The organism is Pseudogracilibacillus sp. ICA-222130 (assembly GCF_037892545.1).
Classification (GTDB): Bacteria; Bacillota; Bacilli; order Bacillales; family Amphibacillaceae; genus Pseudogracilibacillus.
The window spans coordinates 15,084-31,586 of record NZ_JBBKBG010000019.1 but is presented as its reverse complement, the minus strand read 5'-3'; the positions used below and the strand labels follow the sequence as shown (position 1 = coordinate 31,586).

At 35.1% G+C, this 16,503-nt stretch carries 15 protein-coding genes; 5 read left to right on the top strand and 10 right to left on the bottom strand.

The genetic code is table 11. The features are described 5' to 3' along the window. Positions 1–23: 23 nt before the first annotated feature. The 6 genes from WKT09_RS08785 to WKT09_RS08760 all read right to left on the bottom strand — a co-directional run bounded on the left by WKT09_RS08785 (position 24) and on the right by WKT09_RS08760 (position 7,325). A complete protein-coding gene (locus WKT09_RS08785) occupies positions 24–1,574 on the bottom strand; it encodes an FAD-dependent oxidoreductase (protein WP_340415693.1) in 1,551 nt (516 codons plus the stop codon). Positions 1,575–2,081: 507 nt separating this feature from the next. Continuing rightward, positions 2,082–3,983 (bottom strand): heavy metal translocating P-type ATPase, encoded by a 1,902-nt coding sequence (locus tag WKT09_RS08780; RefSeq protein ID WP_340415692.1) that lies wholly within the window; start codon positions 3,981–3,983, stop codon positions 2,082–2,084. Beyond that, positions 3,976–4,296 carry an ArsR/SmtB family transcription factor gene (locus WKT09_RS08775; RefSeq protein ID WP_340415691.1) on the bottom strand — a complete coding sequence of 107 codons (321 nt, stop codon included), beginning with the start codon at positions 4,294–4,296 and terminating at the stop codon, positions 3,976–3,978. Before WKT09_RS08775 ends, WKT09_RS08780 begins: the two co-directional genes overlap by 8 nt. Positions 4,297–4,662: 366 nt before the next feature. Continuing rightward, positions 4,663–5,196, bottom strand: coding sequence for a YceI family protein (locus WKT09_RS08770; RefSeq protein ID WP_340415690.1), 534 nt, complete (start codon positions 5,194–5,196; stop codon positions 4,663–4,665). A 15-nt stretch (positions 5,197–5,211) separates the two neighbouring features. Continuing rightward, positions 5,212–5,571, bottom strand: coding sequence for a DUF488 domain-containing protein (locus WKT09_RS08765; protein WP_340415708.1), 360 nt, complete (start codon positions 5,569–5,571; stop codon positions 5,212–5,214). A gap of 179 nt (positions 5,572–5,750) precedes the next feature. Further along, positions 5,751–7,325, bottom strand: a complete 1,575-nt coding sequence (locus tag WKT09_RS08760) for a bifunctional metallophosphatase/5'-nucleotidase (protein ID WP_340415689.1) — start codon at positions 7,323–7,325, stop codon at positions 5,751–5,753. Positions 7,326–7,619: 294 nt separating this feature from the next. Here WKT09_RS08760 and WKT09_RS08755 point away from each other — a divergent pair, with 294 nt between their 5' ends. The 4 genes from WKT09_RS08755 (at position 7,620) to phnE (WKT09_RS08740) (ending at position 11,199) form a co-directional block, all read left to right on the top strand. Continuing rightward, positions 7,620–8,669: a phosphate/phosphite/phosphonate ABC transporter substrate-binding protein gene (locus tag WKT09_RS08755; protein ID WP_340415688.1), complete on the top strand. Its 1,050-nt coding sequence runs from the start codon at positions 7,620–7,622 to the stop codon at positions 8,667–8,669. Positions 8,670–8,788: 119 nt separating this feature from the next. Next, complete coding sequence (gene phnC / locus WKT09_RS08750) at positions 8,789–9,562, top strand: phosphonate ABC transporter ATP-binding protein (RefSeq protein WP_340415687.1); 774 nt, start codon at positions 8,789–8,791, stop codon at positions 9,560–9,562. 1 nt (position 9,563) lies between these two features. Beyond that, a complete protein-coding gene (gene phnE / locus WKT09_RS08745) occupies positions 9,564–10,379 on the top strand; it encodes a phosphonate ABC transporter, permease protein PhnE (RefSeq protein ID WP_340415686.1) in 816 nt (271 codons plus the stop codon). A gap of 13 nt (positions 10,380–10,392) precedes the next feature. After that, entirely contained in the window at positions 10,393–11,199 is an 807-nt protein-coding gene (phnE, locus tag WKT09_RS08740) for a phosphonate ABC transporter, permease protein PhnE (protein WP_340415685.1), read from the top strand. A 352-nt stretch (positions 11,200–11,551) separates the two neighbouring features. Here phnE (WKT09_RS08740) and WKT09_RS08735 read toward each other — a convergent pair whose 3' ends face one another. Further along, positions 11,552–13,132: an AbgT family transporter gene (locus WKT09_RS08735; RefSeq protein WP_340415684.1), complete on the bottom strand. Its 1,581-nt coding sequence runs from the start codon at positions 13,130–13,132 to the stop codon at positions 11,552–11,554. Positions 13,133–13,607: 475 nt separating this feature from the next. On the opposite strand from WKT09_RS08735, the gene WKT09_RS08730 reads away from it, so the two are divergent. Further along, complete coding sequence (locus WKT09_RS08730) at positions 13,608–14,171, top strand: glycerol-3-phosphate responsive antiterminator (protein WP_340415683.1); 564 nt, start codon at positions 13,608–13,610, stop codon at positions 14,169–14,171. Here the strand turns inward: WKT09_RS08730 and WKT09_RS08725 are convergent. The 3 genes from WKT09_RS08725 to WKT09_RS08715 all read right to left on the bottom strand — a co-directional run bounded on the left by WKT09_RS08725 (position 14,166) and on the right by WKT09_RS08715 (position 16,502). Beyond that, a complete protein-coding gene (locus WKT09_RS08725; RefSeq protein WP_340415682.1) occupies positions 14,166–14,942 on the bottom strand; it encodes an HAD-IIA family hydrolase in 777 nt (258 codons plus the stop codon). The genes WKT09_RS08730 and WKT09_RS08725 overlap by 6 nt on opposite strands. A gap of 22 nt (positions 14,943–14,964) precedes the next feature. After that, positions 14,965–15,663, bottom strand: coding sequence for an MgtC/SapB family protein (locus WKT09_RS08720; protein ID WP_340415681.1), 699 nt, complete (start codon positions 15,661–15,663; stop codon positions 14,965–14,967). A gap of 74 nt (positions 15,664–15,737) precedes the next feature. Then, entirely contained in the window at positions 15,738–16,502 is a 765-nt protein-coding gene (locus WKT09_RS08715) for a sugar phosphate isomerase/epimerase family protein (RefSeq protein WP_340415680.1), read from the bottom strand. Position 16,503: the final 1 nt, after the last annotated feature.

Sequence of the window (16,503 nt, the reverse complement as noted above, 5' to 3'; positions counted from 1 at the left end):
CGAATAAAAATAGACGATTCAAGTTAATACCCTGAATCGTCACTAGTGATGTTATCAATCATTTTGTAATCATATGTTTGCAGTGGTTTTTCGGCTGGTCCTTCCAATACTTCCCCTGTATAAGCAAAACGTGACCCATGACAAGGACAGTCCCAACTCTTCTCTGCATCATTCCATGCAACTTCACAACCGATATGTGTACAAGTTGTATCGACTATATGCACTTTCCCGGATGGATCCTTATAAACTCCTTTTCGATCCATCCCTTCTCGAATAACCGTCGCCTGATCTGGTTCTAAATGTTCTATATCACTTGATAACACTTCTAACTTCCCTTTTAGTAAATGCCCAACGACATTGACATTTTGTTTTAAGAAATTTTTCACACTAGCAGTCGCATGAAACCGAGATGGCTGGTACAATGTACGAAATCTGTTTTCTTTTCCAAGTACAATATCCTTTATAAGATGAGCTGCAGCCGTTCCATTTGTCATACCCCACTTCCTAAAACCTGTTGCAATTAAAATATTTTCTTCATTTGGTGTAATACTTCCAACATATGGAATTTCATCTAAAGTCGTTAAGTCTTGTGCCGACCATTTCGTCACTTCTTTCTCAAGATGAAAATGTTCCATACCGAAAGTATGTAAATGACGATAATGTGCGGATGTATCTTCCGCTTCGCCTGTACGATGTTCATCACCAATAAGGAGTATTGCTTGTTTACCATCTATTGTCGTTTGACGAATGGAACGAGCTGGTTTTTCGGCATTTATATATATACCTCCAGCATATTTTTCTCTTAATGTTGCAGCAACTACATAAGAACGCTCCGCATACATGCGCATAGCATACATTCCGAGTCCTTCATAAAATGGATAATGTGTTGCACAAACAATATATTTCGCCCCAATTTCTTTTTCATTTTTCGTCTCTAAAACTGCTCGAACACCCGATTTTATGTTGACTGCCGTAACCTGCTGAAAAACTTTACCACCAAGTTTTTCGAACGCTTTTAATAAATGTAGACAATATTTTACCGGATGAAATTGCCCTTGTCCTGATAATTTTAAAGCATTTTTAATTGGAAGGGATATTGGAATATCTTTCGTCAGCTCTCCCTTTATATGTAATTGTTCATATGCGGCATATTCATCTTCAATGTCTTTTTCGCCTTTTTCTGTCATCGCATAAAGATATGCTGTTTCATCACGCCATTCACAATTTATTTTTTCTTCTTCTACTATTTTTCTCATCCATTTTAATGCATTTTTATTTGCTTCATAGTATAGACGAGCTTCATTTTTACCGATAGATTTCAGTAGTTTATTGTAAATTAACCCATGTTGTGCAGTTACCTTTGCCGAGGTATGTCCTGTCGTTCCGTGTAATACGTTATTCGCTTCTACGAGAACTACAGATAATCCTTCCTTTGCAAGTAAATACGCCGTCGTTATCCCCGTAATTCCCGCTCCTACGACACATACATCTGTTTCCATATTTTTCGTTAAAGTCGGATATGTTAGAATAGCTACCGACTGAAGCCAATACGCCGTTTGTTCATCATTTTTCATCGTTACACTCCTCCTAAGTATACCATGTCCTATTCAACAAAAAATTATGCTACATTTCTTTTATGAAGGAGAGATTTCTTTCACTGAGGACAAACTATTGCAATGAAGAGTTATGAAAATGGGGCTGAATTAATGAAAAAAGCAACCTCGAGATACATCTCATAAGGTTGCAATCACGGCGTTTAAACGCTCTCTTGCTAGCAAAGTGGTCCAACCGATCATGACAAAAAATTCACTTACGACATCGACATGCACGATATACGTTTTTACGTAAAACCAATGCGTTTCATAAACTTTTACATGACACAGAATTACCCAACATAAGCATACGAACTCGAATGGGTGCAAAAAATGTACAGAAACTTCAGCTGGATGTTGTCTTACCTAACCACCTTTTACAAAAGTAGAAAGAGGCTTCACGACTATCCAAGCAAAAGATCTGTACATTTCTAACATCATATATAAAACTACCCGTTTATATTTCAAGGATCTTTATCCACTATTCAGTTATTCTCTAACACCTGTTAACATACGCAAACCATTTAAAATAACGAGTAATGTGCTACCTTCATGAATGATAACTGCAAATGTCATATTCATATTTCCTGTAATATTTAAAACAACGAGCAATACGACAATAGTAAGCGCCATAAAAATATTTTGCCAAACAATTTTACGTAATTTTTTCGCAATTTTATGTGTATATGAAAAGCGAGTTAAATCATTTTTCATGAGAACTGCATCCGCCACATCAATGGCAATATCTGTTCCTTCTCCCATCGCGACACCAATATCTGCTGTCACAAGTGCTGGAGCGTCATTTACACCATCTCCAACCATCGCCATTACTGGATAATCCTTTTTCAAATCTGTAATCATTGCTGCTTTTTCTTCTGGCATAATATTTCCACGTACTTCATCTAAACCTAACTTACGTCCAATTGCCTCACCCGTACGTTTCGCATCTCCCGTTAACATCACTGTATGGATACCTTCAGATTTAAAATATTCAATTGCTGCTTTCGATGTTTCTTTCGGTACATCTTGAATGGCAATTAACCCTAATACTTTATCATCTGTCCCGAAGTAAACAACCGTTTTTCCTTCATGTTCAAATTGCTCTGTTTGTTGTTGAATATCTGTTGGGATAACATGATAAGATGTTGGTTTTCCTATTTTGTACGTTTGTCCATTTAATGTTCCGACAAGTCCAATGCCGATTACATTTTCTACTTCCATTTCATCTGGAGTAATCGTGTCATAATGCTCTATTATCGCTTGTGCTAACGGGTGGTTGGATTTACTTTCCATGGATACAATGACACGTTCAAATGTATTTCGGTCTGCTTCGATTATTTCAGTGGAGAAATATGTTTCCGTTACAACAGGTTTTCCTGTCGTTAATGTCCCTGTTTTATCAAACGCTACTGCATTTAAATCTGATAAATTCGATAAATAAGAACCACCTTTAAATAAAACTCCACGTTTTGCTAAATTACTAATCGCCGATAATGTTGCTGGAATATCTGTTACCGCAAGTGCACATGGCGATGTTGCAATTAAAAATACCATTGTACGATAAAAACTCTCATAGCTCGACCAACCAAATACGTAGAAACCTAATAAATAAAATAACGGTGTTAATACGAGTACAATGGATACATAAACTGGTTCAATACGCTTAATTAAAGCAGCTGTACGAGAGATATTCGTTTGTGCTTGGGTTACCATTTCGATAATTTGTGAAATGACTGTTTCAGAACTATCCTTCGTCACTTCCATGATCATCGTGCCTGTTCCATTTATCGTACTACCAAACAATGTATCTCCTGCTTTTTTCTCGACAGGAATACTCTCACCAGTTATCGCCGCTTGATCTACAGCACTTTCCCCTGAAACTACAACGCCATCTGTTGGGATTTGATCTCCATTTAAAATAGATAATTGATCTCCTATAGTTAAATCTGCCACATCAACGATTTCTATTTCACCATCTGGCTTTATGCGTCGAGCATTCGTCGGGTTTAATTGTAATAAATTCGTAATTTCTTTATTACTTTTACTTTCTGCATAATGTTCTAAAAAATGCGCCCCAGCAAAAATTAAAATAAGCAATGCGGCTTCCATAAAGTCACCGATAATGACTGCTCCAATTGCTGCCAATGTCATTAAAATATGGACATTTGGTATGAATTTTTTCTTTTTTATTGATTGCTTATACGTATCAATAAATCCTTCCATAATAATATGGTAACCAGATAATATAATCGAGACGACGAATAAACTATTTTTAAAAATAACTGGACTCACAAAAAGTGCCACAAAAAACGCAACGATCCCAACAAAAAATAAGATAACTTCTTTATTTCCATCATGACTATGATTATGGTCGTGCCCGCAATTACTCATAATTGTATATCTCCTTTACGTGTTCTATTGCTGTATCAAATAAATCATGTACGTGTTCATCATCTAAATGATAGATAACTTTTCTCCCTTCTTTCTTGTTCGAAACAAGTCTAGCCATTTTTAAATCTTTCAAATGGTGTGATACAGCACTTTGACTCATCCCAACATGTTCACTAATCTCTGTTACTGTTAACGAATGTTGTTTTAAAGCATATAATATTTTAATTCGCCCTTTATTGGCGATAGCTTTGAAAAAATTAACGACATCTTCCTCTAAAAGTTCATCTAACATTTCTATTTGTTCGTTCGCCATATATATCCTCATTTCATCTTTAGTTGAATATATGAGAAATTGTTCATATGTTCATTAATTAGATTATAAACAATTTTGATAAAAAAGTCAATGAGACAATCGCGGATAACTTGTAGAAAGTATAGGTTTATTTTATTTTGGTCGTAAATATTCCTGTTGATTACAAGTATTGGGATGAACCCTATGTACATGGACGCAAGGAATTTTTATGAAGCAACGAAAGGAGCCAATGTTTCGGAACATATAAGGAGGAAAAGAAATGAATGAAACGAATAAAAATCACTTCCCCTTACTAATTCGTCCTGTTTTCTCCCATAAAAAAAGCACGAACCCTCAAAGGGTCCGTACGTTTATCCGAACTATATTTTATGCCTCTTTTGCAGGATTTGCCTCGACATCGATAGAAATTTTGATTTTATCACCAACGAGTACCCCGCCAGCTTCTAACGCTTGGTTCCATGTAAGACCAAAGTCTTTTCGATTTAAGGCTCCTCTAACAGCAAATCCAGCAACTTCTTGCCCCCATGGGTCTACTGCTTTTCCTTCAAATTCTGCTGCAAATGTTATTTCCTTTGTAACACCCTTCATCGTAATATCACCGATAATATCGAATTCATCCTCGGCTGTTTGCACGATTTTTTTCGAGGCAAAATTTATTTTTGGATATTTATCTACTTCAAAAAAGTCTGGAGACCGTAAATGGTTATCACGGTCCTCATTTGATGTGTCAATTGAACTGACATCTATGTCAAACGTAATAGTACAATTCGCTAAATCTGCTGGGTCTCCATCAATCGTTCCGGTAAATTCCCCAAAACGTCCACGTACTTTTGACACCATCATATGTTTCACTTCAAAACCTACACTCGTATGGCTTCCATCAATATTCCATTTTACCAATTCATTCCACTCCTTTTACGTATGTTTTTCTAACATTTCTTTTATGACAACCGCTTGGTTGTGTGTTTCATCCTTTGCACTAAACAATAATGTGATCGTATTATTCTCTTTTTGCATTTGTTTCAATTGGTCATAATTAGCTTTTTGTGCTCCAGATTGTAACTCTTTTTCGTACTTTTTCTTAAATATAGCAAATTTATCTACTTCATGGTTGAACCATTTGCGTAATTCTTTTGAGGGACCGATTTCTTTCATCCATTCATCCAAATTCGCCTTCTTCTTTGAAACACCACGTGGCCATACACGATCAACTAATATGCGTACACCATCATCCTTTGTCGCATCATCATAAATTCGTTTCAATTTCACTCCAATGGATCACCACTCCTTATATACTAGAATCACTCTTTATATTCCTCTATTACATTCAAAATAAACATATTAAACTAAGTGAACTATAAAAGAGAATGAAACTCGGTCCTGTTTATCTTTTAGTAATAAACAGGACCGAGTTTTTATAAGTAAATACTATTTATGACCAATCATTTAAATAATTAACCAATAACATGCCAATTATGATTGACAGTCGCTTCGATTACTTTATATCGTAAAATATAATTTGCAATAATTTCCGATACATCAATCGGAATTTCCTTCACAACTGGACAAGATTTAAACATCATATAGTTCCCACCACCACTCGCACGATAATTATTCATTACAACATGCAATTTATCGTTAGCTTGTAATGGATGACCTTTATATAATAACTTTGTAATCCGTTTTCCTTCTTCTTTCGATACATCTATTTCATATTCAATCCCATCCCACATATCATAATTAAAATGTTGAGGTTTTGGATATAAGAATCGATCATTCACAACAATATCCCCGGCATCGTTTTTGACAAAATAAGTAGCTGATAATTCTAATGCTTCCTTTATAACTTTCCCAGTTGCTTCTATGACGACTAACGTATTTGGATAAATATAGTTACTGACAACACTTCGCATCGTCACATCTTTTGGAAATCCTGGTGCTAAATTATCAAATAAAGCCGTGCAAGACACATCCACATCAGCAACATCCATTTGTACTCTATTTAAAAAATCAATCAAAGGACTATCTTTTAACCGTATTTGCATCGGATCATGAACTAGCATATCTCCCTCAATATGTCCAATTGGTTGATCTAACCATTCTTGAGTACTATTTTCATACGGTGTAATAAGTTCTAATATACGATCATCTGCCTCGACACCATCAACAAAAAGCAAGCTTGACTCTTTTTGTACGACAGCATAATCCGAACCATTTTTCTCAATTTGTAATATTACTTTTCCTAAAGCTTTTCCTTGTGAACCCGGTTGTACTACTAATACACCATTCACAATTTCATTTTCAATTTCACGATGTTGATGACCGGTTAATAACACATCTATTTCAGGTAACTCCATACATAATTCGTACCCTCTATTTTCCCCGGTTAATGCTTCTGTTGGTTCTCCTGTTTGTAAATCACGTTCAAACCCGCCATGATAAGCTACGACGACAACATGCACCTGTTCTACCTCTTTTAAATAAGACACCCATTTTTTCGCTACGTCAACTGGATTTAAAAATTGCATTCCAGAAATATGTTCTTCTTTCTCCCAATTCGGAATATAATCTGTCGTTAATCCTAAAATACCAACACGAATTCCATCTGCCACTTCTTTTACCATATAAGGATTCCCATAATATGGTTCCTTTGTTTTTTCATCCACAATATTTGCAGAAAGCCAAGGATAATTCGATTCATCAATTGCCCGTTGTAATAAATCTTTTCCATAGTTGAATTCATGGTTCCCTAAAATATTGGCATCATAGTTTAATTCATTCGTCACTTGAATCATTGGGTTTCGTAAATGTTGCTCATATTTTGCATAATGATATGTTAAAGGTGTCCCCTGAATTAAATCGCCATTATCGATCAATAATAAAGCTTCATGTTTTTTTCTTTCTTCTTGAATGATTGTTGCAATTTTTGCAATGCCTAAGTCTGCATGTCCATTCGTTCCATATTGAATTGGAAACACATTTCCATGTATGTCACTCGTTTCTAATAAAACTAATTCATGTATTGTCATAGCTATTGATCCTTCCTTCATTCTTCCTAAGAGTCATTCACTTTTGTATGTTTAAAGTATAACAAACAACAATTGAAACTTGAACGGATTTTATTTTAATATTTTTATTTCATTACGCCCGATATGTGTTATACTATTTTAGGCACTAATACAAATAAGCATATCTCATTTAACGTAAATAGGACATCTTATTTAATTCTTTGTAAAGACTTATAGAAAAGGGGTATTCATGAAATCTATTTTAATTTATAATAAAAGTTCGAGCATAATAATTTACAAAAAGGAGATACACATATGTTAAAACGTTTTATGTTGTTTGCCGTAATGATTTTATCAATTGGTATTTTAGCTGCCTGTGGATCGAATAACGATGATGCAAGTAACAGCAATGGAAGTGGTGAAGGAAAGGAAATCGATGAATTAAAAATTGGTTTCGTACCATCAAAAGACCCTGACGAAATTATTACAGCAACAGAACCATTAAAAGATTTATTAAAAAAAGAGCTTGAAAAAGAAGGTATTACAGTAAATAATGTAGATATTTCTGTAGGGACTACATATGAAGCAGTTGGGGAAGCATTATCAGCTGGTACGACTGATGTTGGATTAGTTCCTGGAGGTACATTCGTACTTTATGATGATGGAGCAGAAGTTATCTTAACTTCTACACGTGCAGGATTAAACAATGATTCAGAAGATGCAAAAGACTGGAACGATAACAAACCGACAGAAGGAACAGATGAACAAGCTACATACTACCGTTCTTTATTCATCGCTGGTCCATCTGAAAAAGGACAAGAATTAGCTGAAAAAGTAAATAAAGGCGAAGAGCTAACATGGGAAGACTTAAATAGCGCCAACTGGTCTGTAATGGGATCTTCTTCATCTGCAGGATATATTTACCCAGTTTTATGGTTATTAGAAAACTACGACAAATCAATTACTGATTTAGATAGTGTTGTACAATCAGATTCATACGGAAGTTCTTTCGCACGTTTAGCTGCTGAACAAACAGACGTATTAGTTGCATTCGCAGACGCTAGAAGAGACTATGCAGAAGATTGGGAAAGTAAATTCGATGGTAAAAATGATATTTGGGAAGATACAAATGTTATTGGAGTTACAGATGGAATTTACAACGATACAATTAGTGTAAGTAAAAACTCTGACATTATGGATGATGAGTTAAAAGCTGCTTTACAAAAAGCATTCATCAACATTGCTGAAACAGAAGAAGGTAAAGAAGTAATTTCTATTTATAGTCACGAAGGATACCAAGAAGCTACTAGCGAAGATTATGAGACAGAAAGAGAAGCTCAGCAATTAATCCGTGACATGAAATAAAAACAAAAAGACGTTATTGACCCAATACTGGGTCGATATCGTCTTTAATTATCTATTCTTATCTATCATCATATTCATGATGGCCAAAAAAATGACTTCGAAATGATTGGAGAATAACTATGATTGAGTTTATAAATGTCGAAAAGCAATACGATAATGGCACAAAAGGATTATCGAATGTCAATTTAACCATTAATCAAGGGGAGTTCGTTGCAATTATCGGGCTTTCAGGTGCAGGTAAATCTACTTTACTTCGATGTATCAATTTAATGCATAATATTACAGGTGGACAATTATTAGTAGATGGCACAGACGTATCTAAATTAAGAGGAAAGGAAGTACGTCGCTTTAGAAGACGAATCGGGATGATCTTCCAATCTTTTAACTTAGTAACGAGAACGACTGTATTAAAAAACGTTATCGTATCATTCGTTCCAGACTTACCTTATTGGCGTAAAATAACAGGTATTGTCAAAGAGGAACATAAAATAAAAGCACTAGAAGCATTAGATAAAGTCGGTATTTTAGATAAAGCATTTGTCCGTTGTGATCAATTATCTGGTGGACAACAACAACGTGTTGCATTAGCAAGAACATTAGCACAAAACCCTGACATCATTTTAGCGGACGAGCCTATTGCATCATTAGATCCAGTCACAGCAAAGGTCGTCATGGATGACTTTAAACGCATTAATAAAGAAACAAACATTTCCGTTTTATTAAACATCCACCACGTTGAAGTCGCTTTAGAATATGCAGACAGAATCATTGGGATTCGTAAAGGACAAATCGTTTATGATGGTCCTACGAAAGAAGTTACCCAAGACGTATTAGATGAAATTTATGGTGGGAAAACAGAAGAAATACAAGCTGCATTAGAGGAGACTGAATAATATGTATGATAAAATTTTTCCTCCTAGAGAAATTGCCTTGCCAAATGGAAAAGTCGTATCACAAAAAAGATCTAAAGCACCGCTTATTACTTTATTAATCATCATTGCTGCGATTTTTTCGTATAAATTTACGAATTTTAATTTTACAGTGTTATTTACGCGTATTGGAGAATTTTTCTTTATTGTAGGAGATATGATTCCACCTGATTGGAGCTTTATGCCAAAAGTTTGGAAGCCTTTATTTGATACATTAAAAATGAGTTTTTTAGGTTCATTTATCGGAGCGATTATCGCATTACCTGCTGCAATTCTTGCATCCGCAAATATCATTAATAATAAATTCATTGTCACAACTACGAAATTTATTTTAAGCTTGTTACGTACATTACCAACATTAGTATCTGCTTTAATTGCAACATTCATTTTTGGATTAGGGCCTACAGCTGGTACTATTGCAATTATGTTATTTACAATCTCGTATGTCGGGAAATTATTATATGAAGCAATAGAAAATGTGGAGATGGGCGCTTTTGAAGCAATGGAAGCATTAGGAATGACACGTATTCAAGCATTTAGATATGCAGTATTTTCACAAGTTTTACCTAGTTATCTCTCACAGTCATTATTCTGTTTTGAGGGAAATGTTCGATATGCAGCTATTTTAGGGTATGTTGGTGCTGGTGGTGTAGGATTACTCATTAATGAAGGACTAGGATGGCGCGACTATCCAAGTGTTGGAATGATTATTTTCGCGCTCGTTATTACAGTCTTCATTATTGAAAGAATTAGTGAACACTTCAGGAAAAAGTTAATTTAAAGGAGTTTACCATATGTCTACATTAGAACAACAATTAAAACAAGCACCACGCCATACCGGATATATTTTTACGATTACATTTATTGTCATTGCTTTATTTGTTTGGTCTATCACATCCATAACATTTGAAAATGTGGACCAAAAAGGAATACAAGTTGCAAAAGGAATTATTTCTGGTTTGTTTCATCCAGATTTAAGTTTATTTAATTTTTCAAAGGAAAGTATCCCATATTTACTCGTTGAAACATTAGCAATTGCTTTTCTAGGGACAATTATTGGTGCATTTTTATCCGTACCATTCGCCTTTTTATCTGCATCTACCCTTGTACCAAAACCAGTTGCATGGTTAACGAGATTAATTTTAATTATTATCCGTACCATTCCAGCCTTAGTATATGGACTGATGTTTATTCGTGTGACAGGACCTGGGCCGTTTGCAGGTGTTCTAACAATTGGGTTAACATCCATCGGAATGTTATCCAAGTTATTCGTAGATGCCATTGAAGAATTAGATGTGAAAGTATTAGAATCGATGACTTCCATTGGGTGTACGACATTTGAAAAGATTCGCTACGGTATTTTACCACAATTATTTGCGATATTTTTATCGGTGACAATTTACCGTTTCGATATTAATTTACGTGATGCTGCAACATTAGGTTTAGTTGGAGCCGGAGGAATTGGTGCCCCATTAATATTCGCAATGCGTTCATATAAATGGGACCAAGTTGGAGCAATTTTAATAGGATTAGTCGTTTTAGTGTTAATTATAGAATTTGCTTCCAATAAAATTCGTGGAAAATTAGTAAAAGGGTCTTAAAAGCGTTTCATATATAGTTAGTCAAATCGCTTACGATATAAATTATCTATGTAAAAACGCGATTATCTTCCCCTCCTTTGTGGCTTATGCCACGAAGGAGGTTTCTTTTTTCTGAATGATAGATCTTCATTTAACATGTAAAATGATTCCCTTTTTAACGTTATGAAAATTTCGGTCCCCATAGGCAACGCGATTCAATACCTTTATTATTTTATTCATGAATGCTTGTCTTCGTATATCGGAAATATATAACCATTTAACGTATGCGACAAAAAAGAGTCTCAGTAAAAATAAATTTACTGAAACTCCTTTTTTGTTTTCTTTCATTTTTATCCAAAACCCTTTTTGCTTATTAAGGATATAAAATCGGTGAACCTGGCCCTAAATCGATTCCTAATAAAATCCAAACAACAAGTAAAATTGTCCAGAATATTAAGAAGAACATCGAATAAGGAATCATAACAGATATCATTGTACCAATTCCCATTTTCTTATCGTATTTTTGAGCAAATGCGATAATTAAAGCAAAATAGGTCATTAATGGTGTAATCATATTCGTTGATGAGTCAGCGATACGATAAGCCATTTGAGTTACTTCCGGTGAATAACCCAATTGCATCATAATCGGAACGAAAATTGGTGCCATCATGGCCCATTTCGCTGAAGCACTTCCGATAAATAAGTTGATCACAGCACAAATTAAAATAAACACGAGTAATAATGGAATACCAGTTAATTTAATACTTTCTAAAAAGTTAGCCCCAAAGACTCCCACTATTAATCCCATATTACTATCGGCAAAAAATGCAACGAATTGTCCTGCAGTGAAAGATAGAACAATGAATGTCCCCATTGTTGCCATCGTTTTTGCTAATGCATCTGCAACATCTTTATCATTTTTTATTTCCTTCGTAGCCATTCCGTAAACTAAACCTGGTACAAAAAATAATAACGCAATAATTGGTACTAGCGCACTCATAAACGGTGCAAGTGAATCCATTAGTGTAAAGTCTCCTGAACCATCATCTATTGCGCGAAGTGGCGCGTTTTCCGGAATAACGAGTAATGCAACCCCAATTAAAACTATCGCCACGGAAACTCCTGCCCAAGTTAAACCTTTTTTCTCAACTGGATTTAACCCTTCTAATTTTTCACGATATTCTCCAGAATATGTGCCTAAACGTGGTTCCACAATTTTTTCTGTAACAAACCAACCGACTAATGTTAATAAAAATACAGAAACGATAATAAAGTATAAGTTCATTGCAACGTTCATTGTTTCTGCATATGCCGGGTCCACCATCATAACTGCATCCATTGTCATTCCAGCTAATAATGGATCAAGTGATGTTAAAATTAAGTTCGCACTAAATCCTCCTGAAACCCCTGCAAATGCTGCTGCAAGTCCTGCTAATGGGTGTCGACCTAAACCTGCAAAAATTACTGCCCCAAGTGGTGGTAATACAACATACCCTGCATCTGATGCCACACTTGACATAACCCCTGCAAACACTAATGCTGCTGTGATTAATTGTTTCGGCACAGATAATACGAAACCGCGTAATAACGCACTAATTAATCCCGTACTCTCCGCAATCCCAATCCCTAGCATCGTTACTAATACGATTCCTAGTGGTGCGAAGTTGATGAAATTATCCGTTATGGATAAGAAAATATGTTGTATACCTTCTCGATTCAATAGATTCGTCACTTCTACCATTTCTCCTGCTTCACCAGGGTGCTCTACACTAATTCCGAACTGAGAAATGATAGCAGATAATACTAATACTAACAACGCCAATATAGCAAAAAGAGTAACTGGATGTGGTAATTTATTCCCGATAATCTCTACTCTATCTAAGGACCGTTGTAGCAATCCTTTTTTCTTCAATATAAACCCTCCTAAGAGATCTAAAATATATAACTCTTTCATTATAAGAAATTTCTATCTATTATTGCAATTAATTATCCTTTTAAAAAACGTCTACAAACGCTGTCAAATCAACGTTTTCATATGTTCCAATTTTGTGAATCTTCCAATAAATTCTTTTTATCTAAAACGCTTCCAAAACTTGGTGAAAATAGAGGTTTTGAAGCGTGATATACTTTTCACATAGAAGTCATTTCGACATACACATGAAGATGATTCCGCTTCATAAACCCGTAAACAACTCCTATACATTTTACGCCCCTATTACACCACTTATGAAATGTACGCTCATCAAAACTATCTTTCAAAGTTTGAATCACTTCCTTCATTTTCAATCCTGACAAAACCGTGATGTATCAATCATCGCCAATAGTTTTTTCACGACTGATTATTTAATTTCCACTAAGTGTATGCTATAATTAGCAAGAAAAATTATATCTTATAGCAACGTTAACATAAAGTTAGGAGAACATTCAATATGAATTTTGTAGACATGGTTGACTCACAAATCATTGCATCTGTTCGAAAAGAAAAGGACTTAGAAACTGCGATTCAGTGCAAACCGAATATCGTTTTTTTAATTACTGGGAATTTAACAACGATGGAACATTATATTAAAAAACTTCGCGCAGTAAATAAGGAAATATTTATCCACTTAGAATTCATTGATGGATTATCGAATTCAAAAAGCGCCTTAGAATTTGTCGCAAAGCAATGGAAACCGACAGGTATCATTACAACAAAAAACCACCTAATAAAACATGCGAAAGACTTAGGATTAATGACAGTCCAACGTATATTTTTATTAGATGGTAATGCTGTATCAAAAGGAATAGAAATGGTCAACTCAAGTTCCCCTGATGCAGTGGAAGTAATGCCCGGAGTGATCCCTAAAGTAATTGATCGATTAGCGAGAAAATTGCCTTATCCTATTATTTCCGGTGGGCTAATCAACAATGAGTCGGAAGTGCTCGAAGCATTACAATCTGGGGCTCTAGCTATTTCATCTGGTAATCCAAAAATGTGGGAATTAGACTTATAATGTCCCGATATCTTTTACACTTTGTAACACAAAATCAGGTTTATTCGAAGTTTGTTGTAACATCTCTTCGGTTGTAATACCAGTCATTACAAGAACAGAATTAATATTTGCATCATTTGCCATTTTAATGTCTGTCTCTAGTCGATCCCCGACCATATAACAATTATTAGGAGTCATCTGAAGCACGTCCGTTACAACATAATTTGCCATAAATGCTGACGGTTTTCCAACGACAAGCTCAATTGGTTCTCCCGTCACAGCCTCTAATGCTCCAATCATTGCGGCACAATCTGGTAATTCGCCCCCTACAACAGGACAAGTTTTATCAGGGTTTGTCGCAATCACTTTTGCACCGTTTTTCCATGCTTGAAATGCATCATTAATTTTTGCATATGTAAATTGACGATCCCATCCGATAACAACATAAGCTGCTTCTAATGCATTTTCTGTCATCGGTACATTCGCTTCTATTAATTCATCCAATAATGGTTGTTCACCGATCACATAGACACGTTCATTTTCACCTAATTTTGTTAATAAATATTTTGCAGTAATAAAATTAGAATTAATAACTTCATCTAATACTGCATCAATTCCCATACGATTTAATTTTTCTACATATTCATGACGTGTTGAAATCGATTTATTCGTTAAAAAAATGACGCGGTCTCCACGTTGCTTTAATGTCGCAATTGCTTCATTTGCTCCATCGATCATCGCATCATCTAAATAAATCGTCCCATCCAAATCAAAAATATAACCTCTACTCAAAAAATTCTCCCCCAACTCCACATTAACTAATGATTTCTACCTTTTTTACATCTTCCATTTCTTTCAGGGATGTATATACTTTTGTGACATCCATTTGCGCTTGTATTTTGACACGTACTTCAATTAAATGTGCTTTTTCCTCTAATAACTCTTTTACGCGTAAATGTGAAATAAAAAACTGTTTGTACTTTAATGTTTTTACCATTTTTTCGACACTTTCCAATTCATTGACAACGACTTTTATTTTCACATCTTTTTTCCACAACTTTTTCGGGCCAATTTTCGTGATGATCAATGGAATGATTTCTACACTAATCATTAGTAAAAGTACACCGACGGTTGCCTCTATATAAAATCCTGCTCCAACTGCAATTCCAATTCCTGCCGCTCCCCAAATCATCGCTGCAGTCGTTAAACCCGAAATACGATCATTATCTCTTCTTAAAATGACCCCTGCACCTAGAAACCCAATTCCAGATACAATTTGGGCAGCTAGACGCAGTGGATCCATTCTAATTTCTGTTGCATCATTACCAGGAAAAACATATGCAGATTCAATGGAGACAATTGTTATTAAACAACTAATAATGGAAATAACAAGACTCGTTTTCAAACCGAGTGGTTTTTTCTTCAATTCTCGTTCAATCCCAATAATTAAACCAAAAAGGGCCGATATAATTAGTTTTACAATTAATTCTACATCTATTGACAATAGTTCCATGCTCAATCCCCCTATTTTCCTTATAGTATATGGGGAATGGTTTTTATATATGCATCATATATTGGGTGACGATATTATGCTTTAACAGAAGGATGTTGCAAAATTTCCTCTAACGTATATTTATATGGATTAATTTCAAATACAACAGGTCCTGTATAACCATTCGCTTGTAAAATCCCCTCTAATCCTTCTGATGTATTGTTTCCATCACCTGGCATTAAGTGTAAGTCACTTTTAGCATCATTATCCGATAAATGAACCGATACTAATTTATCGCCTAGTTTTTCAATGGTTTCGCGTAAATCAGCGCCTAGAACAGCTAAATGCCCTGTATCTAAACATGCTTTCGTATTCGTTTCATGTAAAATAGACACCCACTCTTCCACAGACGATGGAAAAATATGCATGTAATTTAATCCATCTGGTATTTGATTTTCAAACAATAACTCTACACCGTGTTCACGCGCAATCGCACGTTGTATACTTAAACGTTTGATCAATAAAGCCTCTGCTTCTTTGCGATATTCAGAAGCCATGGCAGAACCACCATGGATGACTGCATGTCCTCCATTATATTTTTGCAATAATTTAAACCATGTTAAATTTTCCTCAAAAATTAAATCTTCTACCGCTTGGAAAGGAGAAGCTAAGTTTAAATCATGGAACGGTAAATGAAGGCCAATATCTAAGCCATTTTGTTGCGCATACTCCAAATGTTGTACCGCATGTTTATGTTCTGGCCAAACTTCTACCCCTACAAAACCTGCCTCTTTTATTTTCATAAAATCTTCCGCAGTAGCATCTTGTTTAATACCCCATATACTAAGCCATTTATTCATT